General features: G+C 68.1%; 19 protein-coding genes. 10 read left to right on the top strand and 9 right to left on the bottom strand.

Going from position 1 to position 17,563, the window contains the following annotated elements; translation table 11 throughout:
• Positions 1–7: 7 nt before the first annotated feature.
• Positions 8–1,510, top strand: coding sequence for an RNA polymerase factor sigma-54 (locus tag QM732_RS24840; RefSeq protein ID WP_415658759.1), 1,503 nt, complete (start codon positions 8–10; stop codon positions 1,508–1,510).
• Positions 1,511–1,522: 12 nt separating this feature from the next.
• Here QM732_RS24840 and QM732_RS24835 read toward each other — a convergent pair whose 3' ends face one another.
• Entirely contained in the window at positions 1,523–2,389 is an 867-nt protein-coding gene (locus tag QM732_RS24835) for an alpha/beta hydrolase (RefSeq protein ID WP_415658758.1), read from the bottom strand.
• A gap of 60 nt (positions 2,390–2,449) precedes the next feature.
• Between QM732_RS24835 and QM732_RS24830 the strand changes: the two genes are divergently transcribed.
• Together QM732_RS24830 and QM732_RS24825 are read left to right on the top strand one after the other, a co-directional pair.
• Complete coding sequence (locus tag QM732_RS24830; RefSeq protein WP_415658757.1) at positions 2,450–3,730, top strand: THUMP domain-containing class I SAM-dependent RNA methyltransferase; 1,281 nt, start codon at positions 2,450–2,452, stop codon at positions 3,728–3,730.
• Entirely contained in the window at positions 3,714–4,232 is a 519-nt protein-coding gene (locus QM732_RS24825) for a hypothetical protein (protein ID WP_415658756.1), read from the top strand. Before QM732_RS24830 ends, QM732_RS24825 begins: the two co-directional genes overlap by 17 nt.
• Here the strand turns inward: QM732_RS24825 and QM732_RS24820 are convergent.
• The 7 genes from QM732_RS24820 to QM732_RS24790 form a co-directional block, all read right to left on the bottom strand.
• Positions 4,214–5,377: an MFS transporter gene (locus QM732_RS24820; RefSeq protein WP_415658755.1), complete on the bottom strand. Its 1,164-nt coding sequence runs from the start codon at positions 5,375–5,377 to the stop codon at positions 4,214–4,216. The two genes, QM732_RS24825 and QM732_RS24820, sit on opposite strands and share 19 nt — an antisense overlap.
• On the bottom strand, positions 5,374–6,087 hold the full coding sequence (locus tag QM732_RS24815; RefSeq protein WP_415658754.1) for a 16S rRNA (uracil(1498)-N(3))-methyltransferase: 714 nt from the start codon (positions 6,085–6,087) through the stop codon (positions 5,374–5,376). The genes QM732_RS24820 and QM732_RS24815 overlap by 4 nt, the downstream gene beginning before the upstream one ends.
• A 39-nt stretch (positions 6,088–6,126) precedes the next feature.
• Positions 6,127–6,624 carry a hypothetical protein gene (locus QM732_RS24810; RefSeq protein WP_415658753.1) on the bottom strand — a complete coding sequence of 166 codons (498 nt, stop codon included), beginning with the start codon at positions 6,622–6,624 and terminating at the stop codon, positions 6,127–6,129.
• Positions 6,625–6,680: 56 nt separating this feature from the next.
• On the bottom strand, positions 6,681–8,354 hold the full coding sequence (locus QM732_RS24805; RefSeq protein WP_415658752.1) for a long-chain-fatty-acid--CoA ligase: 1,674 nt from the start codon (positions 8,352–8,354) through the stop codon (positions 6,681–6,683).
• 110 nt (positions 8,355–8,464) lie between these two features.
• A complete protein-coding gene (locus QM732_RS24800) occupies positions 8,465–9,886 on the bottom strand; it encodes an NAD(P)(+) transhydrogenase (Re/Si-specific) subunit beta (protein WP_415658751.1) in 1,422 nt (473 codons plus the stop codon).
• On the bottom strand, positions 9,883–10,203 hold the full coding sequence (locus QM732_RS24795) for an NAD(P) transhydrogenase subunit alpha (protein ID WP_415658750.1): 321 nt from the start codon (positions 10,201–10,203) through the stop codon (positions 9,883–9,885). The genes QM732_RS24800 and QM732_RS24795 overlap by 4 nt, the downstream gene beginning before the upstream one ends.
• Positions 10,204–10,205: 2 nt before the next feature.
• Positions 10,206–11,321, bottom strand: a complete 1,116-nt coding sequence (locus QM732_RS24790; RefSeq protein WP_415658749.1) for a Re/Si-specific NAD(P)(+) transhydrogenase subunit alpha — start codon at positions 11,319–11,321, stop codon at positions 10,206–10,208.
• A gap of 83 nt (positions 11,322–11,404) precedes the next feature.
• Between QM732_RS24790 and QM732_RS24785 the strand changes: the two genes are divergently transcribed.
• The 6 genes from QM732_RS24785 to QM732_RS24760 are packed head-to-tail and all read left to right on the top strand — an operon-like array spanning position 11,405 to position 16,469.
• Positions 11,405–11,893 (top strand): NUDIX domain-containing protein, encoded by a 489-nt coding sequence (locus QM732_RS24785; protein WP_415658748.1) that lies wholly within the window; start codon positions 11,405–11,407, stop codon positions 11,891–11,893.
• A gap of 13 nt (positions 11,894–11,906) precedes the next feature.
• Entirely contained in the window at positions 11,907–12,767 is an 861-nt protein-coding gene (locus QM732_RS24780; RefSeq protein WP_415658747.1) for an alpha/beta hydrolase, read from the top strand.
• Positions 12,764–13,465 carry a 2OG-Fe(II) oxygenase gene (locus tag QM732_RS24775; protein ID WP_415658746.1) on the top strand — a complete coding sequence of 234 codons (702 nt, stop codon included), beginning with the start codon at positions 12,764–12,766 and terminating at the stop codon, positions 13,463–13,465. The genes QM732_RS24780 and QM732_RS24775 overlap by 4 nt, the downstream gene beginning before the upstream one ends.
• A gap of 24 nt (positions 13,466–13,489) precedes the next feature.
• Positions 13,490–14,611: a tRNA 2-thiouridine(34) synthase MnmA gene (gene mnmA / locus QM732_RS24770; RefSeq protein ID WP_415658745.1), complete on the top strand. Its 1,122-nt coding sequence runs from the start codon at positions 13,490–13,492 to the stop codon at positions 14,609–14,611.
• On the top strand, positions 14,608–15,819 hold the full coding sequence (locus QM732_RS24765; protein WP_415658744.1) for a sensor histidine kinase: 1,212 nt from the start codon (positions 14,608–14,610) through the stop codon (positions 15,817–15,819). The genes mnmA and QM732_RS24765 overlap by 4 nt, the downstream gene beginning before the upstream one ends.
• Entirely contained in the window at positions 15,801–16,469 is a 669-nt protein-coding gene (locus QM732_RS24760) for a response regulator (protein WP_415658743.1), read from the top strand. The genes QM732_RS24765 and QM732_RS24760 overlap by 19 nt, the downstream gene beginning before the upstream one ends.
• An 80-nt stretch (positions 16,470–16,549) precedes the next feature.
• Here the strand turns inward: QM732_RS24760 and QM732_RS24755 are convergent, their stop codons facing one another.
• Entirely contained in the window at positions 16,550–17,077 is a 528-nt protein-coding gene (locus tag QM732_RS24755; protein WP_415658742.1) for a CAP domain-containing protein, read from the bottom strand.
• Between the two features lie 51 nt (positions 17,078–17,128).
• On the opposite strand from QM732_RS24755, the gene QM732_RS24750 reads away from it, so the two are divergent.
• Positions 17,129–17,527, top strand: a complete 399-nt coding sequence (locus tag QM732_RS24750) for a hypothetical protein (RefSeq protein WP_415658741.1) — start codon at positions 17,129–17,131, stop codon at positions 17,525–17,527.
• Positions 17,528–17,563: the final 36 nt, after the last annotated feature.

Below are 17,563 nucleotides of genomic sequence, written 5' to 3'. Positions count from 1 at the left end.
CGGCGCGATGAAACAGACGCTCCAGGTCCGCCTGAGTCAGCACCTCGCGCTGACGCCGCAGCTGCAGCAGTCCATCCGCCTGCTGCAGCTCTCCACGCTGGAGCTGCACCAGGAAGTCGAGCAGATGCTGGCCAGCAACCCGCTGCTGGAGACGGAAGAGGAATTCACCGTCAGCGCGCCCGAGCTGGCCGCGAACGCGCCGGCGGAGGCCGGCAGCAGCGACACGGGCGGCGACGGCGAGGCGGAGTCAGCGGTCGAAGCGCCTGAGCTCAGCGGCGAAGACTTCGGCGGTACCGAGCGCGAGGACTGGGAGAACGGCACCGAGCGCGATGACTTCGACGGCATCCGTGAACTGCCGTCCAGCTCTGGCAGCGGCAGCAGCGAGGACGACGGAGAGCGCGAGAGCCAGGAGTCCGCCGAGCTGACTCTGGCCGAGCACCTGGCCCAGCAGCTTGCGGGCCATCACCTGTCGGCCGAGGACCGGGCCGTCATCCAGGTTCTCATCGAGTCGCTGAACGAGGACGGCTATCTCGAGGACTCGCTCGAGGAGATCGCCACGGCCCTGGCCGAGGACGAAGAGGACCGCGAGGAGCTGCTGGACCGGCTGCGCATCGCTCAGTGCCTGCTGCAGAGTCTGGAGCCGGCCGGCATTGCGGCGCGGGACCTGTCGGAATGCCTGGTGCTGCAGCTGCGTGCGCAACCCAGGAGCGCAGCACAGGTCATCGCCATCCTGATCTGCAAGAGCCATCTGGAACTACTTGCCAAGCGCGACATGCGCCGGCTGATGATGGAGACCGGCGCCGACGAGGCCTTGCTGCGCGAGGCCCAGGTGTTGATCACGCGGCTCGAACCCAAGCCGGGCCGGCGCTTCGCGCAGGGTGCCGCTGCAGCCATCGTGCCCGACGTCATCGTGCGCAAGGTGGGCCGCGAGTTCCGCGTCATGCTCAATCCCGAGGTCGCCCCCAAGCTGCGCATCAACGAGCTCTACGCCAACGCGCTGCGGGCCACGCGTGGCGGCATCAGCAACTCGCCGCTGGGCGGCCAGCTGCAAGAGGCGCGATGGTTCATCAAGAACATCCAGCAGCGTTTCGACACCATCCTGCGCGTCAGCCAGGCCATCGTGGAGCGCCAGCGCGGCTTCTTCACGCATGGCGAGCTCGCGATGAAGCCGCTGGTGCTGCGCGAGATCGCCGACGAGCTGAGCCTGCACGAGTCCACCATCTCGCGCGTGACCACGGCCAAATACATGGCCACCAGCTGGGGCACATTCGAGCTGAAGTACTTTTTCGGCTCGGGGCTGTCCACCGAGGCCGGCGGCGAGGCCTCCAGCACGGCGGTGCGCGCGCTGATCAAGCAGTTCGTCGCTGCCGAGGACACGAAGAAGCCGCTGTCCGACAGCGCGCTCGCAGCCATGCTGGAGGAGCAGGGCATCCAGTGCGCCAGACGCACCGTGGCGAAGTATCGCGAGGCGATGAAGATCGCGCCTGCGAATCTGCGCAAGGCGCTGTAGCCCACCGTCCGATCAATCCCGGGAAGGCCCCGCCTCCGGCGCCAGCGGCTCGAACACGAAGCGCATGCCGCGTGTGTAGCTCTCCGCCTTGGTGCCTGCATGCCGCTCGCCGTCGATGCTGCGGTTCTGCCAGACAAGCCCGGGATGCTTGAGCTCCGGCAGCAGCGCCTGGTAACGCTTGATGCCTGCCAGGAAGGCGGGCCATTCGCTTTCCGCGCCCGTCACATAGAGCCTGGCCTGGATGGGTTTGCCCGTGGCGGCATAGGCCTTGGCGCGGCCGATGATCCAGTCGTTGCCGACGACGACCGCCGGGCTGGCGGCGATAAAGCCCTTGAAGAGCTCGGGCTTCGCGTACATCGCATGCAACGCAAACAGGCCGCCCAGCGAGCTGCCGGCAAGGTAGCGCTGGGTCGGGTCCGCGCGGTAGTCGCGCTCCACCAGCGGAAAGATGTCCTTCTCCAGCGCGGCGATGAACTTGTCGGCGTTGCCGGTCCCGCCAGACAGCGGATTCAGGCGTACCGGCGACAGCTCCCAACCGCGCAGCTCGCCGTAGTCGAGGTTGTCGCCTGCATAGCCCAGCCCCACGATGATGAACTCGGGCACGACCTTGTCGTAGTTCAGGTTGTTGTAGGAACTGACCATGGTTGCGAAGTCCCAGTAGCCGTCCGTCACATAGAGCACCGGGTAGCGGCGCCCGGGCTCCTTGGCGAACGAGCCCGGCAGATGTACGTGCAGCTGATAGGTGCGGCCGTCGGCGTTCTTGGGCAGGGCGCGCAGCTGGGTGCTGGGAATCGTGTGCGGCGGGTAGGCCGGCGAGCTTTCCGCGTTCGCCTGCAGGGCGGTGAACACGAAGACCAGGGTCAAGACGATTCGCTTCATGGCGGACGGCATCCCAGTTGATGGCAACGCTGTCAGTTTAGGAGCGGAGACAATGCGCGGGTGAGCCTGCCCAACAAGTTGTACCTCTTCGTACCCTGCCCCTCCGGCGTCGAGCCGCTGCTGGAGGAGGAGCTGAAACGCTTCCTGCCGCCTGGCGTGCGCAGCAAGGTGGAGGCACTGCGCGGCGGCTGTGGCCTGCTCGGCACGGCCGAGGACGTCATGCGCATCAACCTCGAGAGCCGGCTCGCGCAGCGCGTGCTGGTCGAGGTCATCGAAGGCCCGTACCGCCACGAGGATGACCTCTACGCGCTGGCCCGCCGCGTCGACTGGCGCGACTGGCTTAGCCCCAGGCACACCCTGCGCATCGACGTGACGGCTCAGCGCTCGCCGCTAAAGAGCCTGAACTTCGCCGCTCTGCGCATCAAGGACGCCATCTGCGACCAACTGCGCGAGCACACCGGCGAACGTCCCAGCGTAGACACGCAGCGGCCCGACCTGCCCGTGGTGCTGCATGTCGGCCCGGAACGGGCGGCGCTCTATGTCGACACCTCTGGCGAGCCCCTCTTCAAGCGAGGCTGGCGCATCGACAAGGGCGATGCGCCACTGAAGGAGACGCTGGCCGCTGCGATGCTGGCTGCGGCAGGTTGGCGCGGCACGGCCGAACGGGGCGGCGCGCTTCACGACCCCTGCTGTGGCTCCGGCACCATCCCTGTCGAGGCCGCATTGATTGCCTGCGACTCGGCGCCGGGCCTGCAGCGCCGCTTCGCCTTCGAGCGCCAACTGCCCTTCGCCACGCCGGCAATGAAGACAGCCTGGGGCGATTTGACGCAGGCTGCGAGAGCACGCATCCACCCGCCCGCCGTGCCCATCTACGCCAGCGACGTGGCCTTCCGCATGGTCGACTTCGCGCGTCGCAATGCCGAACGCGCAGGCGTGGCCCAGTACATCCAGTTCAACGGCGGCGACGCGCTGGAGCGGCCCGCACCAGCCCTGCCCGAAGGCCTGCCCGGAAGCATCGTCATGAATCCACCCTACGGCGAGCGCATCGAGGTGCGCGGCAAGGCAGCGATGACACGCGATGCCGGCGGTTCGGAGGAGCGTGACGGGGGTGACGACTTCTTCCCACGCCTGGCCGCGCACTGGAAGCGGCAGTACACCCAGAACCCCGCCGGCTGGACGGCCTGGATGCTCAGCCCTGACATGAAGCTGCCGGGCAAGATGCGGCTGAAGGAGTCGCGCCGCGTGCCGATGTGGAACGGCCCCATCGAGTGCCGGCTGTTCCGTTTCGACCTCGTCAAAGGCTCGGCGCGCAAGGCCAGCGAGGGTGATGCGCCTGCTTGAGTTGTTTGCCGCCGCAGTACTGGCGCTGCCGGCCACCGCAACCCAGGCAGCCGAGCCCTGCACGCTGGTGTTCGGCCAGGGCCGCAACCCGCCGCAACAGGGTGGGCCGGACTGGGATGAGCTCAACCAGCGCTTCAGTACTGCCGTGGCCAATGCGCTCGATGGCGTCGGCCGGCGCATCGTGCCGATGACGGCGTCCAGTGTGCAGATCGACCCCGAGGCCGCCGGCGTCGCGCTGCTGCAGGAGGCAGACCGCTTGCGCTGCGCCACGCTGGCCGAGACTGCCGTCTTCGCCGACGAGCATGACACGCTGGTGCTGCGCCTGCGCGTCTACCCGCTGCTACCCGCGCTGGGCGAGGGCGGCTCCATCGTCGGCCTGCGCATAGGCACGCCGCTGTTCACCACGCAGCGCGACCTGGGCCTGAACGCGCTGCCGCGCCTCAAGCCCGAGCTAGTCGGCCAGCAGATGGCGGCCGAATACCTTCAGCACGACCGGCGCTGACGCAGCGCAAGCCAGGCCAGAGCGAGGGCGCACAGCGCGATGGGCACGAGGCTGGCCCAGTTCATCCACTGCCAGCCGCCGGTCGTGACCAGCGCGCCGGAGGAGAACGAGGTCAGCGTCATCGTCGCGTAGACGCCGGTGTCCAGCAGGCCTTGCGCGCGGGTTTTCTCCTCGGGGCGATATGCCTGGGTAAACAGCGTGGTGCCACCGATGTAGAGGAAGTTCCAGCCGACGCCCAGCAGCAGCAACGCGCCGAGAAAGTGGTCGAAGTCCTGCCCCGAAAGCGCGAAGAGGACGCAGCCCAGGTTGAGCGCCACACCCGCCGCCATCACGGGCAGCACACCCACACGCTTGATCAGCGGCCCGGTGAAGAAGCTGGGAACGAACATGCCCAGCACATGCCACTGCAGCACCATGCCGGCGTCCGAGAACGGCAGGCCGCACTGTCCCATGGCGATGGGCGTGGCAGCCATCAACAGGTTCATGACGCCGTAACCCAGTGCACTCGCGGCCAGCGCGACCATGAAGACCGGCTGGCGCAGCAGCTCGGCACCGGAACGGCCTCCGGCCCCGGGTGCGGGCCGCACGAGGGGCGGGAAGTCAATCAGCGAGATCAGCAGCAGGCCGGCCAACGCTACGACCATCAGCAGCAGATAGGCGCCGGCGAAGGGCGCCACGAGCAGATTCCTGCTGGCGCCGGCCAGCCAGGGGCCCAGCACTGCGCCCAGGCAGCCGCCGGCCAGCACCCAGGAGATGGCAGCCTCGCGCTTCTCTGGCGCCACCAGTTCCGTCGCCGCGAAGCGGTAGAGGGCCGCATTGGCGTTGTAGTAGCCAGCGATCAGCGTCGCGGCGACGACGCCCCAGAACTGCTGGTGCAGCACGCTCCACAGCGAGACGGCGCAGCTGGCCATGGCTACCAGCAGGCCAATCTGAAAGGCCCGCCGCCTCCCGAAGCGCAGTTGGTGGCGGCCGACCCACCGCGCCATCAGCGCGCCTCCAGCCACGTAGGCACAGATGGGTAGCGTCGCCATCCAAGGCCGCGGCGCCAGCGCCAGCCCCACGAGGCCGTTGATGGCCATGAAGCAGATGTTGTTGGTGAGGAATAAGCCCTGGACCAGGACGAGCAGCGCGAGTTTCTTGTTCATGCCGTCAGGGAGAGCCAGGACAGCACGGCCAGCGGCGCGGTGTCGGCGCGCAGGATGCGCGGGCCCAGCGTGATCGCCGCGAAGCCACGCGCACGGGCTGCATCCTCCTCTGCATCACTCAGGCCGCCCTCCGGGCCGCTGAGGAAGAGTGCGCGCTGCTGCGGGAACGGAGCCAGCGGCGCGGCGGCGCGCGGGCTCAGCAAGCCGCGCCATTCATCGGCTTCGGCATCAGGCAGCAGCGCAAGCCAAGCCGCCAACGACATGACGGGCTCGACGCGCGTAGGGACCGTGCGCCCGCTCTGCTCGGCAGCCGAGATAGCCACGCCCTGCCAATGCGAGCGCTTCTTGTCCGCACGCTCGCCGGACAGGCGCAGCACCGAGCGCTCTGCGACCAGCGGCTGCAGCGCCACGGCGCCCAGCTCGGTAGCCTTCTCGACGAGGAAATCCATCCGGTCGTTGGCCGGCATGACGACGGCCAGCGTCACCGCCCGCACCAGCTCGCGCTGCGGCTGCCCGGCCGTCAGCAGGCGAACCTTCACCTCGCTGCGGCCCATGGCCGTGACCTCGGCGTGCCATTCCGGACCGCTGCCGTCGAACAGCGTCAGCGCGTCCCCGGGCTGCAGGCGCAGCACCTGCACATGGCGGGCGGCACCAGAGGGCAAAGTGATCTCGCCAGCGGCGAGCGGGGTGTCGACGAAGAAGCGGGGCAAGGCGGTGAATGGTGGCAGGCGGCCCGCCAGTGTCCCAGATCAGCGCAGGCCGAGCGCCTCGCGCACGGCCGCTGCCGCCACCTCGCCCTTGGCCTTGTGCACGCGCTCCACGAGCTGCAGCGCCAGCGCCTGAAGGGCCGCCAGGCTATCGGCGCGCTCCACCTCCAGCGCAAAGGCATAGCCCTTGAAAGGCCCCAGCAGCTTGGTCGCCTCGCCGCTCAGGTAGGTGTACAGGGCGGCGCGGTCCAGCAGCGGAGCGCCGCCGGCAATGGCGGGCGCCGCCGGCGCAGCAGGAACCGGGGCGGCCTGCGGCGGCAATGGCTGCCCCCCAGGCCCCTGCGGGGCAATCAGCCCGTGCTGGCGCAAAGTCTCGAGATCGGCCTCGGTGGCGCCAGCCACCAGCCGCAGCCACTCGCCCGCCGTCTTGCTCGCATCGAGCACGAGCAGCAGATTGCGCGCAGTGCGCGACAACGGCAAGGCCCGCGCCCGGATCTCCGCGCGGCCGGCATCAGTCTTGGAGTGCAACAGGTCGAACACGTTGTCGGGCCTCGCACACGGACGGCATCACCGCCCGCGGATCATGGGAGAAGGCTTCAGCTCTTGTCCCGCAACTCCCTGCGCAGGATCTTGCCGACCGGGGTCTTGGGCAGGTCGGTACGGAACTCGATGATCTTGGGACGTTTGTAGCCCGTCAGGTTGGCTTCGCAATAGGCGCGGACGTCCGCTTCCGTGACATTCGGGTCTTTCTTCACGATGACCACCTTCACGGCCTCGCCGGCCTTGGCGTCGGGCACGCCCACGGCTGCGCACTCCAGCACGCCGGGCATCTGCGTCAGCACGTCCTCCACCTCGTTCGGGTAGACATTGAAGCCGCTCACCAGGATCATGTCCTTCTTGCGGTCGACGATCTTGAAGTAACCCCGCTCGTCAACGGTGCCGATGTCACCGGTGCGGAAATAGCCGTCGGCCGTCATGACCTTGGCCGTCTCGTCCGGACGCTGCCAGTAGCCGGCCATGACCTGCGGGCCGCGGATCGCGATCTCGCCGGGCTGGCCACCGACGGGCAGCTCGTTGCCGTCGTCATCCAGCAGCTGCAACTCGGTCAGAGGCATCGGCAGGCCGATGGTGCCGCTGTAGGCGGTGCTGTCGGTCGGGTTGCAAGTAGCGGACGGCGAGGTCTCGGACAGGCCATAGCCCTCGACGATGGGACACCCCGTCTTCTCCAGCCAAAGCTTGGCCGTGGCCTGCTGCACCGCCATGCCGCCGCCTACCGAGATGACCAGGCGGCTCCAGTCCACCGTACCGAAGTCCGGGTGGTTGGCCATGGCCATGAAGAGGGTGTTGACGGCCGGGAAACTGTGGAAGCGGTGGCCCTGCAACTCCTTGAACACGGCCGGCAGGTCGCGCGGGTTCGGGATCAGCACGTTGGCACCGCCCATGTGCATGGACAGCATCATGTTCGTGTTGAAGCCGAAGATGTGATACAGCGGCAGCGCGCAGATGGTCACGACCTGCTCACCCGCGGGAATCTTCTTGAGCGCGGGCTGGTACCAGGCCTCGCTTTGCAGGATGTTGGCGACGAGGTTGCGGTGCAGCAGCACTGCCCCCTTGGACACACCTGTGGTGCCACCGGTGTATTGCAGCACGGCGATGTCGTCCGGCCCCAGCTTGGGTGGCTTGTAGGTGAGGCCGCGACCCTTTGACAGGGCGTCGTTGAACTTGACGGCGCCGGGCAGCTCGAAGGCCGGCACCATCTTCTTCACCTTGCGCACCACGTAGTTGACCAGCAGCCCCTTCAGGCCAAGCATGTCACCCATCGCGGCCACGATGACGTGCTTGGTGGGCACGCTGCGAATGACCTGTTGCAGCACCGAGGCGAAGTTCTCGATGATGACGATGGCCTTGGCTCCCGAGTCCTTGAGCTGGTGCTCAAGCTCACGCGGCGTGTACAGCGGGTTCACGTTGACAACCACCAGACCAGCTCGGAGCACGCCGGCCACGACCACCGGGTACTGAAACAGGTTGGGCATCATGATGGCGACGCGGTCGCCCTTCTCCAGGCCCAGGCCCTGCAGATAGGCGGCGAAGGCGCGTGAAGCTTCGTCCACCTGCGCAAAGCTGATGCTCTTGCCCATCATCAGATAGGCGGGCTTGGCAGCGTTCTTCTTGAACGAGGTGTCCAGCAGGTCGACCAGGCTGGGATAGAGCGACAGGTTGATGTCGCGCGGCACGGCGGCGGGGTAATGCTTCAGCCAGATCGGCTCCATGGCCATGTCTCCTTCTTGGTTGGCGCCGATTCTGACCGAAGGCTGACAACGCACCGATCAGGGGATTCGATAGCGCCCCCTAGAGGGGCATGCCTAGAGGCGGGCGCGCATCATTCCACGGCCTTGAGCATGTCCTCCACGACCTTCTTCGCGTCGCCGAACACCATCATGGTCTTGTCCATGTAGAAGAGCTCGTTGTCCAGGCCCGCATAGCCCGCCGCCATCGAGCGCTTGTTGACGATGACGGTCTTGGCCTTGTGTGCCTCCAGGATGGGCATGCCGTAGATAGGACTGCCCTTCACATGCGCGGCGGGGTTCACGACGTCGTTGGCGCCAAGGATGATGGCCACGTCGGCCTGCGCGAACTCGGCGTTGATGTCCTCCATCTCGAAGACCTGGTCGTAGGGCACCTCGGCTTCGGCCAGCAGCACATTCATGTGGCCCGGCATGCGGCCGGCAACGGGATGGATGGCGTACTTCACCGTCACGCCTTTCTCGGTCAGCTTGGCGGCCAGCTCCTTCACCGCGTGCTGGGCACGCGCGACGGCGAGGCCGTAGCCTGGCACGATGATGACGGTCTCGGCATTGCCCATCACGAAGGCCGCATCGTCGGCGCTGCCGCTCTTCACGTTGCGCGCTTGAGCCGCGCCTGTCGCCGGGCCACCGGCCTCGCCGCCAAAACCGCCCAGGATGACGTTGAAGAACGAGCGGTTCATCGCCTTGCACATGATGTAGCTCAGGATCGCACCGGAGCTGCCCACCAGCGAGCCGGAGATGATCAGCATGCTGTTGTTCAGGCTGAAGCCGATGCCCGCCGCGGCCCAGCCCGAGTAGCTGTTGAGCATGGACACGACCACCGGCATGTCCGCGCCACCGATGGGGATGATGAGCGTCACGCCCAGCACGAAACCCAGCGCCACGACCAGCCAGAAGTCCATCGCGCTCTGGCTATGCCAGAAGCCGAACACGAAGAAGCCTGCCGCCAGACCCAGCAGCGCGTTCAATGCATGCTGGCCCTTGAAGACCACGGGCGCGCCCTGGAACAGGCGGAACTTGCTCTTGCCCGACAGCTTGCCCCAGGCGATGACGGAACCGGTGAAGGTGACGGCGCCGATGAAGGCGCCCAGCGCCAGCTCGATGCGGTTGCCGCCGGGGATCGCCCCGCCCTTGGCCGTGATCTGGAAAGCCCAGGGCTCATAGACCGCAGCCACCGCAATGGCCACGGCCGCCAAGCCGATCATGCTGTGGAAGAAGGCGACCAGCTCGGGCATCTTGGTCATCTCGACCGTCTTGGCCTTCCAGGCCCCGAAGCCGCCGCCGACGACCAGGCCCAGCAGCACCCAGGCCAGGCCTTCGGCGGAGCCGGCGATCTTGACGATGAGGGCCGCCGTCGTGAACGCGGCGATGGTCATGCCGACCATGCCGAAGACGTTGCCACGGATGGAGGTCGTCGGGTGCGACAGGCCCTTCAGCGCCTGGATGAAGCAGACGCTTGCAATCAGGTACAGCAGCGTGACGAGATTGAGGCTCATTGCTTGCCCTCCGACGTCGCCGCCTTCTTCTCTTTCTTCTTGAACATCTCCAGCATGCGCCGCGTGACGAGGAAGCCACCAAAGATGTTGACCGCCGCCAGCGCGACGGCAAGCACGCCCATGCCCTTGGCGAACGCCGTCTCGGTCAGTGCCGCGGCCAGCATGGCGCCGACGATGACGATGGCAGAGATCGCGTTGGTGACCGCCATCAACGGCGTGTGCAGCGCAGGCGTCACCGTCCAGACGACGTGGTAGCCCACGTAGATGGCCAGCACGAAGATGATGAGATTGATGATGGTGTGGTCGACTATTTCCATGCTCAGCCCCTCGTGACTTGGCCGTCTTGCGTGACGCGGCAGGCCGCGACGATGTCGTCATCCAGCGGCACCTGGAACGTGCCCTCTTTGCTGATGACGAGCTTCAGGAAATCCAGCACGTTGCGCGCGTACAGCGCCGACGCATCGGCCGCGACCAGCGCCGGCAGGTTGGTCTCCCCGACGATGACGACGCCGTGCCGGGTGATCGTCCTGCCGGCCTCCGTCAGCGGGCAGTTGCCGCCCGCCGGTGCGGCGATGTCCACGATGACCGAGCCCGCCTTCATGGCCTTGACCATCTCTTCGGTGACCAGCACCGGCGCCGCACGGCCCGGGATCAACGCAGTCGTGATGACCACGTCGGCCTGGGCCACGCGCTTGGCCACCTCGGCCTTCTGGCGATCCAGCCAGCTCTGCGGCATGGGCCGCGCATACCCGCCCACGCCTTCGGCTGCTTCCTTCTCCTCGGCCGTCTCGTAGGGAACATCGATGAACTTCGCGCCCAGCGACTCCACCTGCTCCTTCACCGACGGCCGCACGTCGCTGGCCTCGATGACGGCGCCCAGGCGCTTGGCCGTCGCAATGGCCTGCAGGCCCGCGACGCCTACGCCCAGGATGACCACCCGCGCCGCCTTCACGGTACCCGCTGCCGTCATCAGCATTGGGAAAAAGCGCTGGTACTTGTCCGCCGCGATCATGACGGCCTTGTAGCCGGCAATGTTCGCCTGGCTGGACAGCACGTCCATGCTCTGCGCGCGCGTGGTGCGCGGGGCGGCCTCGAGCGCAAAGCCCGTCAGGCCCGCCGCGGCCATCGCCTGCAGGCCCTCGCGATCGAAGGGATTGAGCATACCCACCAGGGCCGTGCCCGGCTTCATCAGCGCCAGCTCGTCGGCGCCTGGCGCACGCACTTTCAGCACCAGCTCGGCACCCAGTGCCGCAGCCTGGTCGACGATTTCGCAGCCCACGGCCTCGTAGGCCGCATCTGTCACGCTCGCCGTGACACCGGCACCCGATTCGATGCGCAGCGTGTGGCCTTGGGCCTTCAGCTTCTTGGCCGTCTCGGGCGTGACGGCCACACGTGTCTCTCCGGCCGCGCGTTCGCGCGGGACGCCGATCTGCATGGGTTCTCCTTGCGGGGCAGGGTGCGCGGCAGCTTACACAATGCCTGCGTCCGCCCGCTTCGGGAATTCGAGAGGAAGTCTTGATGGAGAGGTTCCGTCCCAACGTCACCGTCGCCGCCGTCATCGCGCACGCGGACCGATACCTGCTGGTCGAGGAGGAGACCCCCGAGGGCTTGATGCTGAACAATCCAGCCGGCCATCTGGAGCAGGGCGAGAGCCCCGTCGAGGCCGTCGTGCGCGAGGCGCTGGAGGAAACGGCGCGCCACTTCGTGCCCGAGGCTTTCCTGGGGGTCTACCTTGCCCGCTTCGTGCGGCCCGCCCGCGCCGAGGACGTCACCTACGTGCGCCTGGCCTTCAGCGGCACTGTCGGTGAGGAGATCGCCGGTCGCGCACTCGACGAGGGGATACACCGCACGCTGTGGATGAGCGAGACGGAGCTGGCCGCCTGCACCCACCGCCACCGCAGCCCGTTGGTGCTGCAATGCGTACGCGACCACGCCGCCGGGCGGCGGCTGCCGCTGGATACTGTCTACACCCATCCCTCGCTGGCCCAACCCTGGGTCAAGCGCTGACACAGGACAATTCATGCTCTCTCTCTTGCGTGGCGCCATCGCCGCCACCCTGGTGTTCGCCCTGACCCCCAATGTCGTTGCCGCCGGGTTCAGCGGCCCGCGGCAGCCGCTGGTGATCGGCGACACGCTGACACTGGAATCCCGCGCGCTGTCCGAGACGCGGCGCATCAACGTCTATGCACCGCCCGCCTATGGCGAGGAACCAGGCGCAAGCCGTCCGTTGCTGGTGATGCCCGATGGCGGCCTGGCGGAGGACTTCCTGCACGTCGCCGGCCTGCTGCAGGTCGGCGTCGCCAACGGCACGGTGCGGCCGGTGCTGCTGGTCGGCATCGAGAACACCCAGCGTCGGCGTGACCTGACCGGGCCTACCGAGCAAGACAGCGACCGCAAGATCGCACCGCAGGTCGGCGGCTCGGCGGCCTTTCGCGCCTTCCTCCGCGACGAGCTGATCCCGGCCGTGGCCGCGCGTTACCGCGTGACGGACGAGCGCATCCTCATGGGCGAATCGCTCGCTGGGCTGTTCGTCGTCGAGACGTGGGCGCTGGAGCCTGGCCTCTTCAGCACCTACATTGCCTTCGACCCCAGTCTGTGGTGGAACAACGCCGGACTGACGTCCGCCGCGCAGGCGGCGCTGCGCCAGCGCAAGGGCGCGGCACCTCGGCTCTTCCTAGCCACCAGCTCGGAGCCCAGCCTGGTCACGCCAGCCGAGGCGTTTACCGCCATGCTGCGGCGCGAGCTGGCGCCCGGCAGCACCTGGCACTACCAGCCCATGCCGCAGGAAACGCACGCGACGATCTACCACCCGGCCGCGCTGCTGGCGCTGCGCCAGCTGCTCAAGCCGGCGCCGCCCGCCGCCGGCGCATCGCAGCCATGACGCCGCCCGACTTCATCGAGGTCTACGACCAGGCCCTGAGCCCCGAGGCCTGCCGCGCGCTGGTCTATCGCTTCCAGGCCAGCCCCCTCGTGCAGCGCGGTGAGACGGGCAGCGGCGTGGACGTCGCCATGAAGGACAGCTGGGACATCGCCATCAGCCGCCATCCCGAGTGGGCCGATGCCTGCGAGCAGCTCAACCACGCCGTCATCGCCTGCTTCAAGCACTACCTGCGCCGCTACGCCCATCTGGCGCTGGCGCCGCTGAAGCTGCAGATGCAGCGACCCGACGGCACGGTGGCCCTGCTCGATGCCGATGGCGTCGCGGCGCTGGGTGATGCGCAGCTGATGGGGCTGATCGCCAAGGTGTTCCGCCCCGGCGCGATCAACCTGCAGCGCTACCAGGCCGACCAGGGCGGCTACCCCTACTGGCATTGCGAGCAGTACCCCAGGCTGGACCAGGGCGAGGCATTGCATCGCGCGGTGCTATGGACCCTCTACCTGAATGACGACTTCGCCGAAGGCGAGACCGAGTTCCTGTACCAGGGCCGCAAGATCGCGCCACGCACCGGCTCGCTGGTGATCGCGCCGGGCGGCTTCACGCACACGCATCGCGGCAACCGGCCCCGGGGCGGCGACAAGTACATCGCCACCAGTTGGGTGCTGTACCAACGCGCCGAGCACCTGTTCAAGCAGGGCTGAAGCCCGTTTGGGACAATCGGAACGATGAGTTCCGTCGAAAAAAAGCATCGAGTCGTCGTCGGCCTGTCCGGCGGCGTGGACTCGGCCGTGACCGCCCACCTGCTGAAGGAGCAGGGCCACGAAGTCATCGGCATCTTCATGAAGAACTGGGAGGACGATGACGATGACGAGTACTGCTCGACGCGCCAGGACTTCCTGGATGCTGCCTCCGTCGCCGATGTGCTTGGCATAGAGATCGAGCACGTCAATTTCGCGGCCGAGTACAAGGACCGCGTCTTCGAATCCTTCCTGCGCGAGTACCAGGCTGGCCGCACGCCCAACCCCGACGTGCTGTGCAATGCAGAGATCAAGTTCAAGGCTTTCCTGGACCATGCGATGCGGCTGGGCGCGGAGAAGATCGCCACGGGCCATTACGCCCGCGTGCGGGAGCACGACGGCGAGTTCCAGTTGCTCAAGGGCCTGGACCCGCTGAAGGACCAGAGCTATTTCCTGCACCGTCTCACGCAGGCGCAGATAAGCAAGGCGATGTTCCCGGTGGGACACCTGCCCAAGACCGAGGTGCGCCGCATCGCGACGGAGATCCGCCTGCCGAATGCCAAGAAGAAGGACTCCACCGGCATCTGCTTCATCGGCGAGCGGCCCTTCCGCGAGTTCCTGAACAAGTATCTGTCGCACCAGCCCGGTCCCATCAAGGACGAGCGCGGCCGCAAGCTGGGCCAGCACGTGGGCCTGAGCTTCTATACGCTGGGCCAGCGGCAGGGCCTGGGCATCGGCGGCGTGAAGGACAAGGGTTCGGCGCGCGGCGGTGGCGAGCACGAACCCTGGTTCGTTGCCGCCAAGGACATCCCCGGCAACACGCTGATCGTCGTGCAGGGCCACGACCATCCGCTGCTGCAGAGTCCGGCCCTCGTCGCCGACGACCTGAGCTGGATCTCCGGCCACGCGCCCACCGTCGGCGCCGCCGCAGCCAAGACGCGCTATCGCCAGGCGGACGCACCCTGCAGCGTCGGCTTCGATGCGGCGGGTCATCTGAGCCTGCGCTTCGTCGATCCGCAGTGGGCCGTCACGCCGGGCCAGAGCGCCGTGGTCTACGACGGCGATGTCTGCCTTGGGGGCGGCGTGATCGCCACGGCCCTGGCCGAATGACCAAGCTGGACCGCCTGCTCGCCCGCCTTGCCGAACCCGGCGTCGTGCTGCGGCTGGTGGCGCTGGTGTTTTGCGCGATGGAGCTGGTCAGTGCCGGCTCGGCCCTGCTAGGCCGTCGCACGGAACCCTACGACGGTCTGGCCGCCTGGGTCTGGCGCCAGCTCGGCGGCAACGTCAGCGACCGCGGCCTGGTGCTTGTCTGCGTGGGGCTGCTGCTTGCCTTCGTCGCACTGATCTTCCGGCTCGCCCGCCAAGGGCAGACGGCCGTGCCAGTCAACCAGCGCCTGGCCGGGCTGCTGCTCGTGGATCTGCTTGCTTTCGGTGTAACGCCGGGCCTGCCCTTTCTCGTCACGGCCCTGGCCGCCGTCATACTGCCGGCCCGTCTGGCCCTCGGTTTCGCGGCAGCCCAGGTTCTGCTCAACACCGGCATCTACGTCTACGCCTCGACGACCGCCTGGCTGGACCAGTTCGGCATGCTCACGGCCATGCTGGCATTGCACGGCCTGGCCTTCGGCCTGGGCCGCATGGCCGCGGCCGAGGCCGAGAAACGCCGCTGGCTGCAGGCCGTGCTGGCAGAGCAGATGGCCGGCGAGCAGTTGCTGGCCGAGCAGATGCGCTACAGCGAGCGCATGCAGATCGCCCGCGAACTGCACGACCTGATGGGCCATCACCTGACCGCGCTCAGCTTGCAGCTGCAGCTGGGTGGTGCACTGCTGGCACGCGAGGATACAGGCGGTGCCGGCCAGGCGCTGGGCCGCGCGCAGGGTGTGGCGGCGCAGCTGCTGGCGGACGTGCGCGAGGCCGTGTCGCAGCAGCGCAGCTCGCAGCGCATCGACCTCTCGGCCGCACTGCAGGCCCTGGCCGAGGGTATCGCGAGCACGCGTATCGAGCTGACACTGGACGATGCCGCCCGCGACCTCGGCCCCCGCGCGGCGCACGCGCTGCTGCGCTGCGTGCAGGAGGGCGTGACCAACAGCGTGCGTCACGCCGGCGCGCGTCGCGTCCAGGTTGAACTCTGCGGTCGGGGGGATGAGATCGCGGTCGGCATCGACGATGATGGGCGAGGCGCGCCGAACTGGCACGAAGGCCGTGCCGGCAATGGCCTCTCCGGCATGGCCGAGCGCATGGCCGAACTGGGCGGGCAGATGCGCGTGACGCGCACCAGCCCGGGATTTCGAATCGAGCTGAGATGTCCGCGATGGGTGTGATCAAGATCCTGCTGGTCGAGGACCAGCAACTGGTGCGCGAAGGCCTCAAGGGCCTGCTCGCGCTGCACGACGAGCTGCAGGTCGTCGGCGAGGCCAGCGACGGCGCTGAAGCGCTGGAATGGCTGTCTGCCACGGCCGCCGACGACGGAGACATGCCCGACGTCATCCTCTCCGACATGCGCATGCCGCGACTGGACGGCATCGGCCTGATTCGCGCGCTTGCCGCGCGGGCGCTGCGCCTGCCGGTCATCCTGTTGACCACCTTCGACGACACGGCTGCGTTTGACGAAGCCGTGCGCGCCGGCGCCCGTGGCTTCCTGCTCAAGGCCATCAGCCCCGAAACGTTGGCCCAGGCCCTGCGCGATGTCCATGCAGGCGGCACGGCACTGCGCCCCTCACTGACGACGCGCATGGAGGCGCGCGGCGGCGAGCGCGCCTTCACGGCAGCCGACCATCCCGACCCGCTGAGCCCGAAGGAGCTGCAGGTGCTGCGCCTCGTCGCCAGCGGTCGCAGCAACACCGAGATCGCCGGCCTGCTGGGCAACAGCGAAGGCGTCATCAAGAACCACTGCTCGGCCATCTTCTCCAAGATGGGCGTACGCGACCGCACTCAGGCCGTGCTGCGCGCCATCGACCTGGGCTGGATCTAGCGGACTTGAGCGCCGGATGTCCGGCGCCGGCCCGCCTTGGCGATGTGCGGGCGGGGTTTCCCCGCAGGCATTGCCGCCACCTAGGGGGGCCGTCCCTGGCGCCCTTGGGATGAGGTGCCCTGCCTTGCGGGTGCGGCCAGGTGGAGCACCCAATAGCGCTGGAAGCGCCCCGGCCCGTTGACGCAGGCCAGCCCGAACTCCTGGAACTCGGCCAGCATCAGGTTCTCGCAATGCGCCGGGCTGGCCAGCCATTCGGCGATGGCTTCGCCCAGCGTCTCGGGGCCGCCGGCCAGGTTCTCGCCAGCCACGCGCATCACGTACCCGGCCTCGCGCAGCCGCGCGCGCAAGGAACCGCTGGCGGCGCCCTGGTGGTCGATGCGGTCTCGGGCCGCCAGGTCCTGCGCATAGCTGCGGGCCGATTGCGCCAGTACTGGGCTGGCTTGCAAGGCTGCCACGGCCGGCCAGACGCGTTCTCCGCAAGCCTGCGGTCGTTCGCGCAGCGCGTTCAGCACGGCCCGAATCGCCTCGACGTCAGGCTGGCAGCCCTCCTGGGCGGTGGCGGGCGTCAGCCCCGCAAGACCGAGCAACAGGAACGGCACGACGCGCATAGGTGCATCCTAGTTGTTGCCAAGCACCCCCGCACGCCTCACCATGGGAGCATGAAACCGCATCGATTGCTCGCCCCCCTGCTCGCACTGAGCGCCCTCGCCAGCTGCGCGCAGACACCTCCCGTGGCACCGGCAGAGGCCGAGTCCCAGCGCCTGGGGCGCGAACTGCGTGGCCTCATCGGTCCGGCAGCATGCAGCGCAGACTCGCAATGCCGCACCGTCGCCGTGGGCGCCAAGGCCTGCGGCGGGCCGGCGGGCTATGCCGCCTGGTCCACGCAAGGCACTGACGCCCAGCAACTGGCCGAACTGGCCCGGCGCCAGGCGCAGGCGCAGCGGCGCGAGATCGAGGCCAGCGGCATGCTGTCCAACTGCGCCCTCGTCGTCGACCCCGGCGCGGCCTGCGTGGCGGGGCGTTGCGAACTGGCGACCCGGCAGGGCGGCGCGCGCTAGACGCCCAAACGGCAAAAAGGCCACACGCCTCGCGGC

The organism is Roseateles sp. (assembly GCF_047654805.1).
GTDB lineage: Bacteria > Pseudomonadota > Gammaproteobacteria > Burkholderiales > Burkholderiaceae_C > Pelomonas.
This window is presented reverse-complemented; position numbering and strand designations above follow the sequence as displayed.

Excerpts from the sequence above, each read along its gene's own strand:
- QM732_RS24840 (WP_415658759.1), top strand. The coding sequence starts at position 8 with ATGAAACAGACGCTCCAGGTCCGCCTGAGTCAGCACCTCGCGCTGACG.
- QM732_RS24835 (WP_415658758.1), bottom strand. The coding sequence starts at position 2,389 with ATGAAGCGAATCGTCTTGACCCTGGTCTTCGTGTTCACCGCCCTGCAG.
- QM732_RS24820 (WP_415658755.1), bottom strand. The coding sequence starts at position 5,377 with ATGAACAAGAAACTCGCGCTGCTCGTCCTGGTCCAGGGCTTATTCCTC.
- QM732_RS24805 (WP_415658752.1), bottom strand. The coding sequence starts at position 8,354 with ATGGAGCCGATCTGGCTGAAGCATTACCCCGCCGCCGTGCCGCGCGAC.
- QM732_RS24800 (WP_415658751.1), bottom strand. The coding sequence starts at position 9,886 with ATGAGCCTCAATCTCGTCACGCTGCTGTACCTGATTGCAAGCGTCTGC.
- QM732_RS24795 (WP_415658750.1), bottom strand. The coding sequence starts at position 10,203 with ATGGAAATAGTCGACCACACCATCATCAATCTCATCATCTTCGTGCTG.
- QM732_RS24790 (WP_415658749.1), bottom strand. The coding sequence starts at position 11,321 with ATGCAGATCGGCGTCCCGCGCGAACGCGCGGCCGGAGAGACACGTGTG.
- QM732_RS24785 (WP_415658748.1), top strand. The coding sequence starts at position 11,405 with ATGGAGAGGTTCCGTCCCAACGTCACCGTCGCCGCCGTCATCGCGCAC.
- QM732_RS24780 (WP_415658747.1), top strand. The coding sequence starts at position 11,907 with ATGCTCTCTCTCTTGCGTGGCGCCATCGCCGCCACCCTGGTGTTCGCC.
- QM732_RS24775 (WP_415658746.1), top strand. The coding sequence starts at position 12,764 with ATGACGCCGCCCGACTTCATCGAGGTCTACGACCAGGCCCTGAGCCCC.
- mnmA (WP_415658745.1), top strand. The coding sequence starts at position 13,490 with ATGAGTTCCGTCGAAAAAAAGCATCGAGTCGTCGTCGGCCTGTCCGGC.
- QM732_RS24765 (WP_415658744.1), top strand. The coding sequence starts at position 14,608 with ATGACCAAGCTGGACCGCCTGCTCGCCCGCCTTGCCGAACCCGGCGTC.
- QM732_RS24760 (WP_415658743.1), top strand. The coding sequence starts at position 15,801 with ATGTCCGCGATGGGTGTGATCAAGATCCTGCTGGTCGAGGACCAGCAA.
- QM732_RS24755 (WP_415658742.1), bottom strand. The coding sequence starts at position 17,077 with ATGCGCGTCGTGCCGTTCCTGTTGCTCGGTCTTGCGGGGCTGACGCCC.
- QM732_RS24750 (WP_415658741.1), top strand. The coding sequence starts at position 17,129 with ATGAAACCGCATCGATTGCTCGCCCCCCTGCTCGCACTGAGCGCCCTC.